This window comes from Stenotrophomonas sp. PAMC25021 (assembly GCF_004795795.1).
Classification (GTDB): Bacteria; Pseudomonadota; Gammaproteobacteria; order Xanthomonadales; family Xanthomonadaceae; genus Stenotrophomonas; species Stenotrophomonas muris.
Genome location: NZ_CP039255.1, coordinates 1,126,283 through 1,143,438, shown reverse-complemented (window position 1 = coordinate 1,143,438; position 17,156 = coordinate 1,126,283). Strand labels below are relative to the sequence as shown.

The following is a 17,156-nucleotide window of genomic DNA, read 5'->3' as shown; positions in this document are numbered from 1 at the left end:
GCCGGGGCAAGGGCCGCTGGCCGGGTACGCTCGGCACATGCGTGCTGTCGCTCCCGCGTTTCGCTGCGCGAATCGCGGGCCCCACTTACCGGCCTCCACCCCCCGCGCCTGCGGCGCTGCCCCCGAACTCCGGGGGCGGTAGTGCCGGCCGCTGGCCGGCATACGGGGAAGCTCAGGGCGATTGCGGCTGCCGGGCAGCGGCGGGTACGACCGGGGGGCGGCCGATCCCAAACCAGCCCAGCGTGACGCCGCACAGCGGGCCGATCAGCAGGGCGAAGGCGAGGGTGCCGAGGCCGACATTGCCGCCCAGCCACCAGCCCAGCAGCAATACGCTGCCTTCGATCAGGCTGCGCACCTTCCAGATCGGCCAACCGGTGCGGGCATGCAGGCCAGTCATCAAGCCATCGCGCGGTCCCGGGCCGAGGCGGGCGCCGATGTACAGGCCGGTGGCCAGCGCGACCAGCAGCATGCCTGCACAGAACATCGCCAGCTGCCAGCCCACGCCGATGGCCGGTGGCAGCAGCCACAACCCGAACTGTGCGGAGGGACCGATCAGCATCACGTTGAGCACCGTGCCGACGCCCGGCTTCTGGCGCAGTGGCCACCACAGCAACAGCACCAGTGCGCCGATGACATTGGTCGCCAGCCCGAAGGACAGCGGCGTCTGTGCGGCGATGCCCTGCGACAGCACGTCCCAGGGCGCCACGCCGATGGCGGCACGGATCATCAGCGAGGCACCGAAGCCATACAGGAACAGGCCGGTGATCAGTTGCAGCAGGCGCAGGGGCAGGGCGGTAGGCATGGCGGGCTCGGGGGAGGGGATATCTGTTTCCACCGTATCCCTGATTTCCTTGAGCCCATAGATACAGATCCCAGCCAATCCGCTGGTACAGGCCGCGCCGATCCTGCAGGCGGGCGGTTGAGCAGGGCCGCGCCCGTGCTCTGCTGGTGGCGGCAGGCGTAGCAGCCTGGCGTGGGCTCGGCCTACATCACGGCGTCAGTTGTCCCAGCCCACCAGCGCCAGCTTGCCCACCGTGTGCCCGCTGGCCAGGCGCTGATGCGCGATGTCCAGGTTGGCCGCATTGATCGTGCCCAGCGTTTCACTGAGCGTGCCACGCAGCTGGCCGGCATCGATCATGCTGGCGGCGCGGCTGAGGATGCGATGCTGTTCGATGCAGTCGGCGGTGGCGAAGCGCGAGCGCGCGAACATGAACTCCCAATGGATGCCGATGCATTTGGCCTTGTACGGATCGCCGATGCGCAGTGCGCCACGCGGCTCCACGATCAGGCCGACATGGCCCTGTGGTGCCAGCAGCTGGCCCAGTTCGTCCCAGTAGTGATCGGTGTCGGCCAGGTTGAGCGCCACCTGCACTGCGTCGATGCCCAGTGCCTGCAGCTGGGGCTGCAGCGGCTGCCGATGGTCGATCACATGCGTAGCCCCCATCTGCCGGCACCAGTCGATCGAGGCCTCGCGCGAGGCGGTGGCGATCACCTCGAAGCCGGCATGGCGGGCCAGCTGGATCGCCATCGAGCCCACGCCTCCCGCACCGCCGATCACCAGCAGGTGCTGGCCGCCATGGCGGCGATCATCCAGATGCAGCGGCATGCGCTGGAACAACAGCTCCCAGGCGGTCAGCGTGGTCAGGGGTAGTGCGGCGGCTTCGGCGAAATCGAGCGTGGTCGGCTTGCGGGCGACCAGGCGCTCGTCCACCCACTGGTACTGGGCGTTGCAGCCCGGCCGGGTAACGTCACCGGCGAAGTAGACCTCGTCACCAGAGGCGAACAGGCTGGCCTCGTCACCGATGGCTTCGACCACACCGGCGGCGTCCCAGCCGAGCACCCGGGGAACCTCAAGGGTGGCCGGATCGGTAGCGGCCCGCTGCTTGCCATCGACGGGGTTGACCGATACCGCTTCGATCCGCACCAGCAGATCGCGGCCGCGAGGAGGCAGCGGCGGCGGCAGCAGGACATCACGCAGGGCAGGTGCGTATTCACGACTCAGGGCGACGGCTTTCATCACGGCTCCGGCTGGGTTCGTGATCCCATCATAAGGTTCCTCACGTTTCCGCAAACCTGCTGAACCGTGCGATGCAATGTGCTGCGCAGTATGTCGGTTTTCGCGCTTAAACCCCGTCAAACCCTTGCAGCGTGTGGGTCTTGCGGATTTTCATCATCCTGTATAGGGTTTCAACGTCGGACCGGTCGACGGTCGGGCGCAACACTTCACATGTTACGGGACTGTTAACATGGCCTTCACCCGCCTGAGCATAATGTTCGCGGCGGTGGCGTGCTGAATCGGCTGTCGTACATCGACGCACTAGTGCTGGCCCATGCCTCTACCGGTTTCATACCCCCGAAATAGGAGCTGTACTCAATGAACAAGAAGATCCTTACTGCCGCGCTGCTGGGCGGCCTGGCTTTCGCCCAGGCAGCTTCGGCGCAGGAGTTCGATGACCGCTGGTACCTGACCGGTTCGGCCGGCTTCAACTTCCAGGACAGCGACCGTCTGACCAATGACGCTCCGTTCGTGACCCTGGGCCTGGGTAAGTTCATCAGCCCGAACTGGTCGCTGGACGGTGAACTGAACTACCAGAACCCGAACTTCGACAGCAACCAGGACCTGAACTGGTCGCAGTACGGCGTCTCGCTGGACCTGCGTCGCCACTTCATCAAGGAAGGCCGCGGCTGGAACCCGTACATCGTCGGTGGCCTGGGCTACCAGAAGTCGGAAGAAGAGTACGCTGCAATCGACAACAACGGTCCGCGCCAGCGTAAGGACGGCAACGTTGCCGCCAAGCTGGGCGTCGGCCTGCAGACCACCTTCGAGAAGCGTGTTGCTGTCCGCGCCGAAGTGGCCTACCGCGCTGACTTCGACGACCAGAGCATCGCCGCCAAGGACGAGAGCTGGTTCGGCGACGTGCTGGCTTCGGTCGGCGTCGTGATCCCGCTGGGCCCGGCTCCGGTCGCGGCTGCTCCGGCTCCGGCTCCGGTTGCCCCGAGCTGCGCCGACCTGGATGACGACGGTGACGGCGTCAACAACTGCGACGACAAGTGCCCGAACTCGCAGCCGGGTCAGACCATCGGTCCGGACGGTTGCCCGGTTCCGGTCTCCATCGATCTGAAGGGCGTCAACTTCGACTTCGACAAGTCGAACCTGCGTCCGGACGCCGTGGCGATCCTGAGCGAAGCCACCGAGATCCTGAAGCGTTACCCGGATCTGCGCGTTGAAGTTGCCGGTCACACCGACTCGAAGGGTACCGACGCTTACAACCAGAAGCTGTCGGAGCGTCGCGCCACCGCCGTGTACAACTACCTGACCAAGAACGGCGTCGACGCCGGTCGCCTGGTCGGCCCGATCGGCTACGGCGAGAGCCGTCCGATTGCTCCGAACACCAACCCGGATGGTTCGGACAACCCGGAAGGTCGCGCCAAGAACCGTCGTACCGAGCTGAACGTCCAGAACTAAGTTCTGACGCTCTGCCAGTAGGACACAGCAGGACCCGGCTTCGGCCGGGTCTTGTTGTTTCTGCGGTCCGGAACCCGGCGTTTCAGGCGCGGGAGTAACCGTTCGTCGGGATTTTGCCCATAAAACCAATGAGTTGCCGTATTCATTGAAAGTGGCGCTTGAAAGCTGTCGCGGCATTGCTAAACTCGCCGCGTCACTTCCTTTCCTGGATGCCCTTCATGCTGCGCTCTGCATCGGCCGCCTTCCTGGCGCTGGCCCTGGTTCCCGCCGCCCACGCTGCGGTCGATTGCTCGGTCAACACCAGCGCCTCGCCGCTGCCGTTGCCGGCCACGACCATCGCGCCGGTGGCCGACGAGCTCTACATCCGTGGCAACCAGCTGGGCATGCCGGCCGGCGTGCTGAGCAGCAACTACGATCCGTCGCAGTCGCTGGACCAGGTGCTGCAGCGCCTGCGCATCGATGGGTGCCAGAACATCGCCAAGGCCATTCCGAGCGCACCGGCGGTGAAGCCGAACGATCCGGCGGCCTACAAGCCGCAGACCGAATTCGACAACACGCCCTGGCGCTTCGACATGAGCCAGAACGGCAAGCGCATGACCGCCGAAGAGTTCGACGCCTGGATGAAGGCGCGTGGCGTGCGTGTGGTCAAGGCGCGTCCGGCTCCGGCCGCCACTCCGGCTGCGGCCGAAGCATCGGCTGAGACCAAGCCGGTCGACAAGAAGTAAGCGCGGCGGGGAGCAGAGGCTTGCGCACGCGCCGCCCACCTGCTGCCCCCGCTGCCCGCTCCCACGCATCGCGTGGGCGTGCGGTTCCGGATGTCTCCAATGGCGTGCGCCATGGCCTGGCGCGCGTGCTGTCCAAGGCCGGCGTGTGCTCACGCAGCGAGGCCGCGCGATGGATTTCCGATGGCCGCGTGCGCGTGTCCGGCCGCATCATCCGTGATCCCGAGTTCCCGATTGCCAGTCCGCACCCGCCGATCGAAGTCGATGGCCGGCCGATGGATGCGCCGCAGCGGCTGTACCTGGTGCTCAACAAGCCGCGCGGCGTGGTGACCACGGCGCAGGACGAGCGTGGTCGCGACACGGTGTATCGCTGCTTCGATGGTGCCGGCCTGCCGTGGATCGCGCCGGTCGGGCGCCTGGACAAGGCCAGCGAAGGGCTGTTGTTGTTCAGCAACGATCCGCAGTGGGCGGCGCGCCTGACCGATCCGGAGACCGGCCCACAGAAGACCTATCACGTGCAGGTGGATCGTCTTCCCGATGAGGACACCCTGGCCGCGCTGCGCGCCGGTGTCGAGGACGAGGGCGAGTTCCTCGTCGCCCAGGCCGTGCGCGTACTGCGCAGTGGCGACAAGACCGCATGGCTGGAGGTGGTCCTCGACGAGGGACGCAACCGCCATATCCGCCGCCTGTTGGCGGCCTTCGACCTGCAGGTGCTGCGCCTGGTCCGGGTCGCGATCGGTGGGCTGCTGCTCGGCGATCTCGGCAAGGGGCAATGGCGGGTGCTGGAGGTCAGCGACCAGCAGCGGCTGGGGGCCGCTGCACCGGGCTGATCATCGCCCGCGGCCGGCAGTCGCCGGCCACCGTTCCAGGCGTAGGGGGCGCCTGGTTGCTGAATTTCCCGAACGGAGCCTGTCCATGTACCACCCGACCCTCAACCAAACCCTGCGCTGCGCAGGCCTGCTGCTGCCGATGGTGCTGCTGGCCGCCTGTGGCGGCCACAAGAAGGTGGCCAAGGCGGAAACGCCTGCCGAGACCCCGGTGGTGGAAGTGAAGACCCCGGAGCTGGATGGTCGCGGCAGTTACCGCTTCCTGATGAGCAACGGCGACAAGAAGATGACCGCCGATGAGTTCGATGCCTGGATGAAGGCCAACGGCATCCGCGTTGCCAAGGGCAACGGCCAGGACGCCGCCGCCAAGCCGGTAGTGGTGGCCAGCAAGGAAGAGCCGAAGGGCAAGAAGAAAAAGAAGTGACGCCTGGCGGTGCCGACCCTGGCCGGCACGCCCTCAGGCCACGGCGGGTGCCGACCGTGGTCGGCAGCCATCCAGCCCGGTAGGTGCCGACCTTGGTCGGCACGCTTTGACCAGCGGGGTCAGGGCCTTTTCCGCAGGAAAGGGATCCGACCCCGGCATGATCAGCCCTTGACCACGCCCAGTTCGACACCAATGCGGGTGAACGCATCGATCGCGCGATCCAGGTGCTCGCGGCTGTGCGCGGCGCTGATCTGGGTCCGGATGCGGGCCTGGCCCTTGGGCACCACCGGGAAGAAGAAGCCGATCGCGTAGATGCCTTCTTCCAGCAGGCGCTCGGCGAATTTCTGCGCCAACGGTGCGTCATACAGCATTACCGGGCTGATCGGATGCACGCCCGGCTTCACGTCGAAACCGGCGGCGGTCATCTTCTCGCGGAAGTAGGCGGTGTTCTCGGCCAGCGTGCTGCGAAGGTCGTCAGCGGCAGCCAGCATTTCGAACGCCTTGATGCCGGCGGCCACCACATGCGGCGGCAGCGAGTTGGAGAACAGGTACGGGCGCGAGCGCTGGCGCAGCAGTTCGATCACCTCGGCGCTGGCGCAGGTGAAGCCGCCCAGCGCGCCGCCCATGGCCTTGCCCAGAGTGCCGGTGATGATGTCGATCTTCTCCAGCACGCCCTTGACCTCGGCCGAACCACGGCCGGTAGCGCCAAGGAAGCCGGTGGCGTGGCATTCGTCGATGTGTACCAGCGCGTTGTACTTCTTCGCCAGCGCGGTGATCTCGTCCAGCGGCGCGATGAAGCCGTCCATCGAGAATACGCCATCGGTGGTGATCAGCTTGGTCTTGCAGCCTGCGGCATCGGCGGCCTGCAGCTGCGCTTCCAGATCGGCCATGTCGCAGTTGGCGTAGCGGAAGCGCTTGGCCTTGCACAGGCGCACGCCGTCGATGATCGAAGCATGGTTCAGCGCGTCGGAAATGATCGCGTCGTTCTCGCCGAGCAGCGGCTCGAACAGGCCACCGTTGGCATCGAAGCAGGCCGCGTACAGGATGGTGTCCTGCTTGCCGAAGAAATCGGCGATCTGCTTCTCCAGCTGCTTGTGCAGGTCCTGGGTGCCGCAGATGAAGCGCACCGAGGCCATGCCGAAGCCGTGGGTATCCAGTGCGTCCTTGGCGGCCTGGATCAGGTCCGGATGGTCGGCCAGGCCCAGGTAGTTGTTGGCACAGAAGTTCAGCACCTTGCGGCCGTCGTCGAGGGTGATCTCGGCCGATTGCGGGCTGGTGATGATCCGCTCGGACTTGAACAGGCCCTGGGCGCGGATGGCGTCCAGTTCCTCGGCGTAGTGGCGGGTCAGGGCGGAGGAGACGTCGGTCATGGCGTGGGCACGGCTCTGAACGGGGAAACCGCTGATTCTACCGGGCATCGCCGGTCATCAACCGGGCTGGATGGGGCATCGCCATGGGCAGTGCATGTTGCATCGCAATAGCAAAGTGGTTAAGAATTCGTGAACCGGAGCTGTCGCGCTCCGGCCGCTCCCGCCTTCCACGCCACGCCACCGCCCCCACCGGAGACGCTCATGAAGCACGCCCGTGCCTGCCTCGCCATTGCCGCTGCCCTGACCCTGGCCGCCCCGTTCGCCGCCAGCGCGCAGGAGAACGAATCGCCGTACAGCTGGAATGTCACCGCCGTTTCCGACTACCTGTTCCGTGGCGTGTCGCAGACCGACGAGAAGCCGACCCTGCAGGCGGGCTTCACCTACACCTCGCCGGTGGGCCTGTATGCCGGTGTCTGGGGTTCGGGCGTGGACTTCGGTCCGGGCGATCCGAACACCGAGATCGACTACCAGATCGGCTACGGCGTGGACGTCACTTCGCGCGTCAACTTCGACGTGCTGCTGAACCGCTACACCTACCTCGGTGCCAGCCACCAGAACTACAACGAGCTGGTGACCACCACCACGCTTGACGACACCTACAAGCTGACCGTGGCCTACACCAACGACCAGTGGAACAGCGGCACCGATGGCTGGTACTACGGCTTGGGCGGCAGCTGGGGCCTGCCGAAGGACTTCACGCTGAATGCCAACGTCGGTCGCAGCACCTTCGAGGACGGCATCGCCAAGGACTATACCGACTGGAACGTCGGCGTCAGCCGCCAGTTCGGCCTGTTCAACGTCGGCCTGGGCTACTACGGCACCGACGGCAATGGACGCGAGAACTCGGGCAAGCTGGCCCACAGCCGGGTGCTGCTGACCGTGGCCGTGGGCAAGTAACGCCGCAGGCGTTACGGTAGGTGCCAAGCTTGCCTGGCACGCATTGCGAAAAAGGCGCCCATCGGGCGCCTTTTTCAGTTCCGCGGTGTTCTTGATCCCATCTGGGGAAGAGCCCCCTTGTTGTTCAAGGGGGCGCGCCAAAGGCGCGGGGACAAGGAAACATGCGGGGGAATTGACCCTTCGGGTCAGTTCCAGCTGAGCACGACCTTGCCGGCCTTGCCTTCTTCCATCAGGTCGAAGCCCTTCTGGAACTCGTCGATCGGCAGCTGGTGGGTCATCACCTTGCCGAGCGGGAAGCCGGACAGCACCAGCTGGGTCATCTTGTACCAGGTCTCGTACATCTTGCGGCCGTAGATGCCCTGCACGGTCAGGCCCTTGAAGATGATCTTGTCCCAGTCGCAGCCGGCGCCCTTGGGCATGATGCCGAGCATGGCGATCTTGCCGCCGTGGTACATGCAGTCGAGCATGTCGTTGAACGCGCGCGGGTTGCCGCTCATTTCCAGGCCCACGTCGAAGCCCTCCATGTGCAGCTCCTTCATCACGTCCTTCAGCGACTGGTTGGCGACGTTGACCACGCGGGTGGCGCCCATGTCGGCGGCCAGCTTCAGGCGGAAGTCGTTGACGTCGGTCACCACCACGTTGCGCGCACCGATGTGCTTGCAGATGCCGGCGGCGATGATGCCGATCGGACCGGCGCCGGTGATCAGCACGTCTTCGCCGATCACGTCGAATTCCAGCGCGCAGTGTGCGGCGTTGCCGTACGGGTCGAAGAACGCGGCCAGTTCCGACGGGATCTGGTCCGGAATCGGCCACAGGTTGCTGGCCGGCATCACCATGTATTCGGCGAAGGCGCCGTTGACGTTGACGCCGATGCCGACGGTGTTCGGGCACAGGTGCGGGCGGCCGCCACGGCAGTTGCGGCAATGGCCGCAGACGATGTGACCTTCGGCCGAGACGCGCTGGCCGATCTCATAGCCGGTCACCGCCGAACCGAGCGCGGCAATGCGGCCGACGAACTCATGGCCGATGGTCAGGCCCGGCTTGATGGTGCGCTGGCTCCACTCGTCCCACAGGTAGATGTGCAGGTCGGTGCCGCAGATCGCGGTCTTTTCCAGCTTGATCAGGACCTCGTTCGGGCCTGGGGTCGGCACCGGAACTTCTTCCAGCCAGATGCCCTTGGCCGCTTCGCGCTTGACCAGGGCCTTCATCGTTTGCTGCGCCATCGGGGTGGAACTCATCAGGGGGAAAGCGCGGATTATAGGGTGCCGCGCGGATTTCCCATGTTGCGCTGCGGGTGCAATGGCGGAACGAAAGGCGTGCGCCGACGGGCGTTTCGAACGTGCTGCAAACAGCAGCGCCTCCTTGATTCCTGGGGAGGGGGCGTGGTCACCCTGGCCGGGACACGCAAAAGCCCATCCATGGTGCTCGATGGCGCCTTGCTCGTGCGCGCTATCCTGCGCACACGGCAAGACCGGGGTTGGGCGTCCTGCCCAACCCGCCAGTCGCATGCGCCCGGCCCATGGCGCCAACGGTCCCGGCCAGGGTGACCACGCCTCCTCTGGACGATTCCATGTGCGCGGCCGATGTGCGCATGGCAGAGCAAGAAGTAGGCCCATGACTTCCGGGGTTCGGGCCGGGGCAGGGCGGCGGGCTACAATCGAGGGTTCCACTACCAGGGGCTGCTCCATGCGCTCGAACCTGCTTGCATTCTCCATCGTCGCCAGCCTCGGGCTGGCCCAGGTCGCCCATGCCGCTGAAGGCATGTGGGTGCCGCAGCAGCTGCCGGAAATCGCCGGTCCGTTGCAGAAGGCCGGCCTGAAGCTGTCCCCGGAGCAGCTGTCCAACCTCACCGGCGACCCGATGGGCGCGGTCGTCGCCCTCGGCGGCTGCACCGCCAGCTTCGTGTCGCCGCAGGGCCTGGTGGTTACCAACCACCACTGCGCCTACGGTGCGATCCAGCTGAATTCGACCGCCGAGAAGAACCTGATCAAGGACGGCTTCAACGCGCCGAAGCACAGCGATGAACTGAGCGCCGGCCCGAACGCCCGCGTCTACGTGCTCGACCAGATCACCGACGTCACCGCCCAGGCCAAGGCCGCCATTGCCGCCGCCGGCAACGACCCGCTGGCCCGCAGCCGTGCGCTGGACGCCTTCGACAAGGCCCAGGTCGCCGCGTGTGAAGCCGAGGACGGCTTCCGCTGCCGCCTGTACACCTTCTCCGGCGGCAACACCTACCGACTGTTCCGCAACATGGAAATCAAGGACGTGCGCCTGGTCTACGCGCCCCCGGGCAGCGTCGGCAAGTACGGCGGCGACGTCGACAACTGGATGTGGCCGCGCCACACCGGCGACTTCTCGTTCTACCGCGCCTACGTCGGCAAGGACGGCAAGCCGGCCGCATTCTCGGCCGACAACGTGCCGTACCAGCCCAAGCACTTCCTGAAGTTCACCGACCAGCCGCTGGGCGCCGGTGACTTCGTGATGGTGGCAGGCTATCCGGGCCGCACCAACCGCTACGCGCTGGCCGGTGAGTTCAACGAAACCGCCAGCTGGACCTACCCGACCATCGCCAGGCACTACAACGCAGTGTTGAAGATGATCGATGAGGCGGGCAAGGCCGACGCCGACGTCAAGGTGAAGTACGCCGCCACCGCGGCCAGCATGAACAACGTGGCCAAGAACTACGCCGGCCAGCTGGAAGGCTTCAAGCGCATCGACGCTGCTGGCCAGAAGCAGGCTGAAGAAGCCGCCGTGCTGGCCTGGCTGAAGAAGCAGGGCGCCGCCGGCAAGCCGGCCTTGGCAGCGCACGCGCAGCTGGTCAAGCACCTGGATACCAGCAAGGCGACCCGCGAGCGCGATCTGTTCGTCGGCCAGTTCAACAACACCTCGGCGGTCAACGCCGCCATCGGCCTGTACCGCCTGTCGATCGAGCGCACCAAGCCGGACGCCGAGCGCGAGGTCGGCTACCAGCAGCGCGACCTGCCGACCCTGGAAGGCGGCCTGAAGCAGATGGATCGCCGCTATGTGGCGAAGATGGACCAGCAGCTGCAGACCTACTGGCTGGACCAGTACGTCGCCCTGCCGGCCGCGCAGCGCAACAACGACGTGCTGAACACCTGGCTGGGCGGCAGCGATGCCAGCGCGGTCAAGGCACTGGTGAGCAAGCTGTCGGGCACTGAGCTGGGCAGCCTGGATGCACGCCTGAAGTGGTTCAAGGCCGACCGCGCCGCGTTCGAAGCCAGCACCGATCCGGCCATCCAGTACGCGGTGGCGATCATGCCGTCGCTGCTGAAGCAGGAAGAGCAGAAGAAGATCCGCGAAGGCGAGTCGCTGACCGCACGTCCGCTGTACCTGCAGGCACTGGCTGACTACAAGAAGAGCCAGGGCGAGTTCGTGTACCCGGATGCCAACCTGTCGCTGCGCATCACTTTCGGCAACGTGATGGGCTATGAGCCCAGGGACGGCGTGGCCTACACCCCGTTCACCACGCTGGAGGGCATCGTCGCCAAGGACACCGGCGTCGATCCGTTCGATGCGCCCAAGGCCCTGCTCGACGCGGTCAAGGCCAAGCGCTACGGCGGCCTGGAAGACAAGCGCGTGGGCTCGGTCCCGGTGAACTTCCTGTCCAACCTGGACATCACCGGTGGCAACTCGGGTTCACCGGTGCTGGACGCCAACGGCAAGCTGGTCGGCCTGGCCTTCGACGGCAACTGGGAATCGGTCAGCTCCAACTGGGTGTTCGACCCGGTGATGACCCGCATGATCGCGGTCGACAGCCGCTACATGCAGTGGATCATGCAGGAAGTGGCGCCGGCGCCGGCGCTGCTGAAGGAACTGAACCTGGCGAAATAAACCCGTTGCGGTAGTGCCGGCCGCTGGCCGGCAACCCCGACCAGATAGCCGGAGTTTCCAAAACCCCGCGATCCACGTCGCGGGGTTTTTTCATGCCCGGCACGGCCCGGTGCGCCGAACGGGTATCATCCCTGTTCCGCGCACTTCACAGGATGTGAACGAAACGCGGAACCTCCTCCCCCCAGGACCCCTTGCACGCATGCGCATCCTGCTTGCCCGCCACGGCGAAACGCCGTGGAACGCCGAAGGCCGCTACCAGGGCCAGATCGACATCCCGCTTTCGCCGATCGGTGAAGCCCAGGCCCAGGCCCTGGGCGCCCGCTTGGCCTCGGTGGACATCACCCGTGCCGTCGCCTCGCCGCTGTCACGCGCGCAGCGCACCGCGCAGCTGGCACTCGGTGCCGCCCGTGCCGACATGTTGCTGACCGAGCCGGAGCTGCAGGAAATCGCCCACGGCGAGTGGGAAGGCCTGCTGGCCAGCGAAATCAACGAAAAGGACCCGTCGCGCCTGAAGGCGTGGCGCGAGGAGCCGGACACCGTGCTGATGCCCGGCGGTGAATCGCTGCGCCTGGTGCTGGAGCGCAGTTGGCGCGGCCTGGCCCGCGCCACCGAAGGCCTCGGCGAGCACGACACCCTGCTGGTGGTCGCCCATGACGCGGTCAACCGCGTGATCCTGTGCAAGGTGCTGGGCCTGCCGATCTCCCGCCTGTGGACCTTCCGCCAGGCGCCGACCACGCTCAACCTGCTCGAAGGCGCCGACCTGGACAGCCTGGAAGTGGTGCGCCTGAACGACTGTGCCCACCACACGCCGTTCTTCGGCGAAGCCAAGCACCGCGCACTCTGATCCATCCCCTCGCATCAACTGCTTCTGCTGGAACCGCTGCCGTGACCAACACCCCGACCACCCTGGCCGACTGGCTGGACTACATTGAACGCCAGCACCCGGCGACCATCGACATGGGCCTGGAGCGCGTGCGCTCCGTGGCTACGGCGATGGGCCTGGGGGCGCCGGCCCAGCGCACCATCGTGGTCGGTGGCACCAACGGCAAGGGCTCCACCGTGGCCTTCATCGAAGCCATCGCGCGTGCTGCCGGCTGGAAGGTCGGCGCGTACACCTCGCCGCACCTGCTGCGCTACAACGAGCGCGTGCGCATCGACGGCCACGATGTGGAGGATGCGGCGCTGGTCGCCGCCTTCAACACCATCGAGGCCGCGCGTGGCGATATCACGCTGACCTATTTCGAGTACGGCACGCTGGCCGCGCTGCAGCTGTTCGCCGACGCCGGGCTGGACCTGGCGGTGCTGGAAGTGGGCCTGGGCGGTCGCCTGGATGCGGTCAACATCGTCGACGCTGACGTGGCGGTGATCACCACCGTGGACATCGACCATGCCGAATGGCTGGGCGGGGACCGCGAAGCGATCGGCACCGAGAAGGCCGGCATCATCCGTGGCTGGAAGCCGGTGATCCTGGGCGAGACCGACCCGCCGTCGAGCGTGCTCGCACGTGCCTACCTGGTCGGCGCCAACGCGATCCGCGGCGGCAGCGATTATTTCTACGAACCAATCGATGCCCAGCGCTGGCGCTGGCGCGATGTCGGCCTGCGCATGGAACTGCCGACCCCGGCGCTGGCCGGCCCGATCCAGCTGGCCAACGCGGGTGCCGCCATCGCTGCGCTGCGCGCGCTGGACAAGCCGGTGCCGCGTGCGGCGTGGGCTGCTGGTGTCGCGGCGGCGCGCATCTCTGGCCGCCTGCAGGCGTTCGAGCGTGACGGCGTGCAGGTCCGTGTCGATGTCGGGCACAACCCGCAGGCGGCGGGCCAGCTGGCGCGCGCGCTGAAGGCCGAAGCGTCGGCCGGGCGCACCCTGGCGGTGTACGCCGCGCTGCAGGACAAGGACGCGGTGGGCGTTGTGCAGGCGCTGCAGGACGTGGTCGGCGAGTGGACCCTGGCCGGACTGGACGGCCCGCGCGGGCAGAGTGCTGCCCAGTTGCAGGCCCGCCTGGCCGGTACGGCGGCGGCCAAGGCCCAGCGCGCTGATACTGTCGAGCAGGCGCTGGCACAGGTACTGGCCCAGGCCGGGCGCGGTGACCGCGTACTGGTGTTCGGCTCCTTCCATACCGCCGCTGCCGCGCTGCAATGGTTGCAGGGCGCCGCCTGATCCGCGTTCAGCCAATGCCGACGCCGTCCGGTCCGGCACCCGTATAATCGACCGCAACCTCCGGACAGTTGCCGCCTCACGTGGATACGCCTCTGAAACAGCGTCTGATTGGTGCCATCGTGCTGGTGGCGCTGGCCGTGATTTTCCTGCCGATGCTGGTCAAGGGACCGGCGCCGGACAGCGGTGTGGCCTCGGTGCCGATCGCCGCGCCGGACGCACCGGCCGATGGCCAGTTCGAAACCCGTGAGCTGCCGCTGGTTGCTCCGGCCGGTGGAGCCACCGGCCTGCAGACCGGGCAGGCCAAGCCGCTGCAGGAGACGGCCGCGCCGGCTACGCCGCCGACCGTGGACACGTCTCCGGCGGTTGCCGCCGGCAACTTCGCCGTCACGTTTGGCGCCTACGGCAGCAAGGCCGACGCCGATGCGGTGATCGCCTACCTGCAGCGCTCGCAGCTGCCAGGCTTCGCCGAAACCACCACCATCAGCGGGCGCCAGGCGTGGCGTGTGCGTGTCGGGCCGTATGCCGACCGTGCCCAGGCCGAAGCCGCGCGCCTGCAGGCGGTCAAGATCCGCGCCGATGTGAAGGCAGAAGTCATCACCCTGGATGCGGTGGCAGGCAGCAGTGCGGCGGTTGCCGCCACGCCGGCGCCGACCACCAGTACCCCGGCCGCGGCCACCACGCCGTCGGCCACCAGCAACCCGGTGCGCAGCGAAAGCCTGCCGCCAAGCACGCCGACGGCGACCACCAAACCAGAGCCGCCCAAGCCGGCACCGAAGCCCGAGGCTCCGAAGCCGGACGCCAAGCCCGAGCCGAAGCCGGAGGCCGCCGCCAGCAAGCCGGCGCCTGCCACGCCGACAGCACCGGCGGCCAGTGGCGTCGGCTTCGCCGTGCAGTTGGGCGCGTTCGGCCAGGCCAACGATGCCAACGCGCTGCGCGACAAGGTCCGCGCCGCCGGCTTCAGTGCTTTCGTCGAGCAGGTACGCACTGAAAAGGGCACGCTGCATCGCGTCCGCGTCGGACCGGTGGCCAACCGCGCTGACGCCGAGCAGCTGAAGGCGCAGGTCGCCGCCAAGGTCGGCGTGGCCGGCATGGTCCGACCGCACCCATGATCCACGCGCAGGCCCGTTGCCAGCGCCGCCGAAGGAGCGGGGCGCCATGATCGACGTGGTGCTGCTGATCGTGATCGCCGCCTCGACCCTGCTCGGGATGCTGCGTGGCTTTGTTGGAATCGTCATCGGCACGCTGTCGTGGCTGCTGGCCGCGTGGGCGGCCTTCGCCTTCGGCAACGATGCGGCACGCTGGTGGGCGGCCCCGGCCGCACCCGGCGGCGAGCATTTCGTTGGCGGCTACCTGGGCGTGGGCATTGGCGTGATGATCGTGGTCGCGGTGATCGGCATGGTCATCAAGGCGATGATCCATCGCAGCATGCTGACCAGCCTGGACCGGTTGCTGGGCGGCGTGCTGGGCGCCGTGCGTGGCGGCCTGATCGCGGCGATCCTGGTGCTGCTGGCCGGCTTCACCCCGCTGACCGCCGAACCCTCCTGGAAGCGCTCGGCGGTCCGCCCGGTGCTGAACCCGGCCGTGGCCTGGATGAACGGGAAGCTGCCGCACTGGCAGGTGCCCGGCGCCGACCTGCTGCCCAAGACCTTGCCGACCGACATGCTGTCCCCATCTGCATTGATGGAGCTGGGGAAGAGCGCAGGCGCCGATCTGGGAAAGCCGGGCGCGGCAGGCGATAATGGCATCCTCAACCAGGTAGTGGCGGGCAGCGGATGGCTGCGGCCCGCGAAAGCGGAACAGGGCGACGCATACGATCCGGCCGAAGTGCGCCCGGACGCCCCAGCACTGCCAGACAGTATCGAGCCGGGCGATCCGGCCAATGTCGACCGCAGGCGCGGCGACCACCGCGGCCAGGTACGGCCACCTTCCTTGTAACTGGGCACAGCCCAGCGGAGACTTCGCACCATGTGTGGCATCGTCGGAATCGTCGGCAACCAGAACGTCGCCGGGCAGTTGTATGACGGCTTGACCGTTCTCCAGCATCGCGGCCAGGATGCCGCGGGCATCGCCACGGCCAGTGGCAGCCGCCTGCGGGTGCAGAAGGCCACCGGCCTGGTCCGCGATGTGTTCGATGCACGTACCATGTCCACCCTGGAAGGCAGCGTCGGCATCGCCCATGTGCGCTACCCGACGGCCGGCTCGGAAGGCATGGACGAGGCGCAGCCGTTCTACGTCAACTCGCCGTACGGCATCGCGCTGGCCCACAACGGCAACCTGATCAACACCGAGGCGCTGCGCCAGCAGGTGTTCGAGCAGGACCGCCGCAACGTCAACACCGATTCGGACAGCGAAGTGCTGTTGAACGTGTTCGCCTATGAGCTGGAACAGCAGCGCCAGCTGAGCCCGGAAGCCGCGATCCGCGCGGTGGCTGGCGTGCACCGCCGCTGCAAGGGCGGCTATGCGGTGGTCAGCGTGGTGCTGGGCCTGGGCCTGGTGGCCTTCCGCGACCCGTACGGCATCCGTCCGTTGGTGCTGGGCAAGCGCAGCCATGCCGAGGGCGACGAGTACATCGTGGCCTCCGAGTCGGCCGCGCTGGACGTGCTGGGCTTCCAGCGGGTGCGCGATGTGCAGCCGGGCGAAGCCCTGGTGATCACCGCCCGCGGCGAGCTGTTCTCGGAAATCTGCGCCGAGCCGGCCGAGCACACCCCGTGCATCTTCGAGTACGTGTACTTCGCGCGTCCGGATTCGATGATCGACAACGTCTCGGTGCACAAGGCGCGCATGCGCATGGGCATCAAGCTGGGCGAGAAGATCCTGCGCCTGCGCCCGGACCACGATATCGACACCATCATCCCGATCCCGGATACCTCGCGTGATGCCGCGCTGGAGATCTCCAACGTGCTCGGGGTGAAGTACCGCGAAGGCTTCATCAAGAACCGCTACATCGGCCGCACCTTCATCATGCCGGGCCAGGGCGAACGCGTGAAGTCGGTGCGCCGCAAGCTCAACCCGATCCACCTGGAGTTCCGCAACCGCGTGGTGCTGCTGGTGGACGACTCGATCGTGCGTGGCACCACCAGCCAGCAGATCGTGCAGATGGCCCGTGATGCGGGCGCGCGCAAGGTCTACCTGGCCAGCGCGGCACCGCCGGTGCGCTACCCGAACATCTACGGCATCGACATGCCGGCGGCCGAAGAGCTGGTCGCGCACAACCGCACCGTGGAAGAGATCGAGGCCCACCTGGGCTGCGACTGGCTGATCTACCAGGATCTGGAGGACATGGAAGCGGCGGTGAGCGAGGGCAACCCGGCGCTGCGCAACTTCGATTCGTCCTGCTTCAACGGCCACTACCCGACGGGTATCGAGCCGGGCTACTTCGAGCGCATCCAGCAGCTGCGTTCGGACGACGCCAAGCACAAGCGCCGCGCCTGAGGTCCAGGC

At 67.1% G+C, this 17,156-nt stretch carries 15 protein-coding genes; 11 read left to right on the top strand and 4 right to left on the bottom strand.

Features of this window, described 5'->3' with window-relative positions; genetic code table 11:
* Positions 1-172: 172 nt before the first annotated feature.
* Together E5790_RS05515 and E5790_RS05510 are read right to left on the bottom strand one after the other, a co-directional pair.
* The gene (locus tag E5790_RS05515) at positions 173-802 is read right to left on the bottom strand and encodes a membrane protein (protein WP_014646070.1); all 630 of its coding nucleotides are present in this window, start codon (positions 800-802) and stop codon (positions 173-175) included.
* A gap of 195 nt (positions 803-997) precedes the next feature.
* Positions 998-2,017, bottom strand: a complete 1,020-nt coding sequence (locus tag E5790_RS05510) for a zinc-binding alcohol dehydrogenase family protein (RefSeq protein ID WP_049408097.1) — start codon at positions 2,015-2,017, stop codon at positions 998-1,000.
* A gap of 357 nt (positions 2,018-2,374) precedes the next feature.
* Here E5790_RS05510 and E5790_RS05505 point away from each other — a divergent pair, with 357 nt between their 5' ends.
* From E5790_RS05505 to E5790_RS05490, 4 genes are all read left to right on the top strand, one after another.
* Entirely contained in the window at positions 2,375-3,466 is a 1,092-nt protein-coding gene (locus E5790_RS05505; RefSeq protein WP_014646072.1) for an OmpA family protein, read from the top strand.
* A 218-nt stretch (positions 3,467-3,684) separates the two neighbouring features.
* On the top strand, positions 3,685-4,191 hold the full coding sequence (locus E5790_RS05500) for a hypothetical protein (RefSeq protein WP_136191708.1): 507 nt from the start codon (positions 3,685-3,687) through the stop codon (positions 4,189-4,191).
* Positions 4,192-4,295: 104 nt separating this feature from the next.
* The gene (locus E5790_RS05495; RefSeq protein ID WP_046429097.1) at positions 4,296-5,018 is read left to right on the top strand and encodes a pseudouridine synthase; all 723 of its coding nucleotides are present in this window, start codon (positions 4,296-4,298) and stop codon (positions 5,016-5,018) included.
* Positions 5,019-5,103: 85 nt separating this feature from the next.
* Entirely contained in the window at positions 5,104-5,439 is a 336-nt protein-coding gene (locus E5790_RS05490) for a hypothetical protein (RefSeq protein ID WP_005415439.1), read from the top strand.
* A 161-nt stretch (positions 5,440-5,600) separates the two neighbouring features.
* Here E5790_RS05490 and kbl read toward each other — a convergent pair whose 3' ends face one another.
* On the bottom strand, positions 5,601-6,809 hold the full coding sequence (kbl, locus tag E5790_RS05485; protein ID WP_041863091.1) for a glycine C-acetyltransferase: 1,209 nt from the start codon (positions 6,807-6,809) through the stop codon (positions 5,601-5,603).
* Between the two features lie 201 nt (positions 6,810-7,010).
* Between kbl and E5790_RS05480 the strand changes: the two genes are divergently transcribed.
* A complete protein-coding gene (locus tag E5790_RS05480; protein ID WP_014646076.1) occupies positions 7,011-7,706 on the top strand; it encodes a TorF family putative porin in 696 nt (231 codons plus the stop codon).
* 185 nt (positions 7,707-7,891) lie between these two features.
* Here the strand turns inward: E5790_RS05480 and tdh are convergent, their stop codons facing one another.
* Positions 7,892-8,914, bottom strand: a complete 1,023-nt coding sequence (tdh, locus tag E5790_RS05475; protein WP_032955954.1) for an L-threonine 3-dehydrogenase — start codon at positions 8,912-8,914, stop codon at positions 7,892-7,894.
* 478 nt (positions 8,915-9,392) lie between these two features.
* Between tdh and E5790_RS05470 the strand changes: the two genes are divergently transcribed.
* From E5790_RS05470 to purF, 6 genes are all read left to right on the top strand, one after another.
* The gene (locus tag E5790_RS05470) at positions 9,393-11,558 is read left to right on the top strand and encodes a S46 family peptidase (protein WP_046429104.1); all 2,166 of its coding nucleotides are present in this window, start codon (positions 9,393-9,395) and stop codon (positions 11,556-11,558) included.
* Between the two features lie 199 nt (positions 11,559-11,757).
* The gene (locus E5790_RS05465) at positions 11,758-12,402 is read left to right on the top strand and encodes a histidine phosphatase family protein (protein ID WP_014646078.1); all 645 of its coding nucleotides are present in this window, start codon (positions 11,758-11,760) and stop codon (positions 12,400-12,402) included.
* Between the two features lie 41 nt (positions 12,403-12,443).
* Entirely contained in the window at positions 12,444-13,715 is a 1,272-nt protein-coding gene (gene folC, locus E5790_RS05460; RefSeq protein WP_111205348.1) for a bifunctional tetrahydrofolate synthase/dihydrofolate synthase, read from the top strand.
* Positions 13,716-13,795: 80 nt separating this feature from the next.
* The gene (locus E5790_RS05455) at positions 13,796-14,824 is read left to right on the top strand and encodes an SPOR domain-containing protein (RefSeq protein ID WP_111205349.1); all 1,029 of its coding nucleotides are present in this window, start codon (positions 13,796-13,798) and stop codon (positions 14,822-14,824) included.
* A 46-nt stretch (positions 14,825-14,870) separates the two neighbouring features.
* Positions 14,871-15,650: a CvpA family protein gene (locus tag E5790_RS05450; protein WP_014036126.1), complete on the top strand. Its 780-nt coding sequence runs from the start codon at positions 14,871-14,873 to the stop codon at positions 15,648-15,650.
* 30 nt (positions 15,651-15,680) lie between these two features.
* Positions 15,681-17,147, top strand: a complete 1,467-nt coding sequence (gene purF, locus E5790_RS05445; RefSeq protein ID WP_111205350.1) for an amidophosphoribosyltransferase — start codon at positions 15,681-15,683, stop codon at positions 17,145-17,147.
* Positions 17,148-17,156: the final 9 nt, after the last annotated feature.

Bases quoted from the DNA above. Each gene is read 5' to 3' on its own strand.
- purF (WP_111205350.1), top strand. From the start codon at position 15,681: ATGTGTGGCATCGTCGGAATCGTCGGCAACCAGAACGTCGCCGGGCAG.
- E5790_RS05470 (WP_046429104.1), top strand. From the start codon at position 9,393: ATGCGCTCGAACCTGCTTGCATTCTCCATCGTCGCCAGCCTCGGGCTG.
- E5790_RS05480 (WP_014646076.1), top strand. From the start codon at position 7,011: ATGAAGCACGCCCGTGCCTGCCTCGCCATTGCCGCTGCCCTGACCCTG.
- E5790_RS05490 (WP_005415439.1), top strand. From the start codon at position 5,104: ATGTACCACCCGACCCTCAACCAAACCCTGCGCTGCGCAGGCCTGCTG.
- E5790_RS05510 (WP_049408097.1), bottom strand. From the start codon at position 2,017: ATGAAAGCCGTCGCCCTGAGTCGTGAATACGCACCTGCCCTGCGTGAT.
- E5790_RS05515 (WP_014646070.1), bottom strand. From the start codon at position 802: ATGCCTACCGCCCTGCCCCTGCGCCTGCTGCAACTGATCACCGGCCTG.
- kbl (WP_041863091.1), bottom strand. From the start codon at position 6,809: ATGACCGACGTCTCCTCCGCCCTGACCCGCCACTACGCCGAGGAACTG.
- tdh (WP_032955954.1), bottom strand. From the start codon at position 8,914: ATGAAGGCCCTGGTCAAGCGCGAAGCGGCCAAGGGCATCTGGCTGGAA.
- E5790_RS05465 (WP_014646078.1), top strand. From the start codon at position 11,758: ATGCGCATCCTGCTTGCCCGCCACGGCGAAACGCCGTGGAACGCCGAA.
- E5790_RS05505 (WP_014646072.1), top strand. From the start codon at position 2,375: ATGAACAAGAAGATCCTTACTGCCGCGCTGCTGGGCGGCCTGGCTTTC.
- E5790_RS05500 (WP_136191708.1), top strand. From the start codon at position 3,685: ATGCTGCGCTCTGCATCGGCCGCCTTCCTGGCGCTGGCCCTGGTTCCC.
- E5790_RS05450 (WP_014036126.1), top strand. From the start codon at position 14,871: ATGATCGACGTGGTGCTGCTGATCGTGATCGCCGCCTCGACCCTGCTC.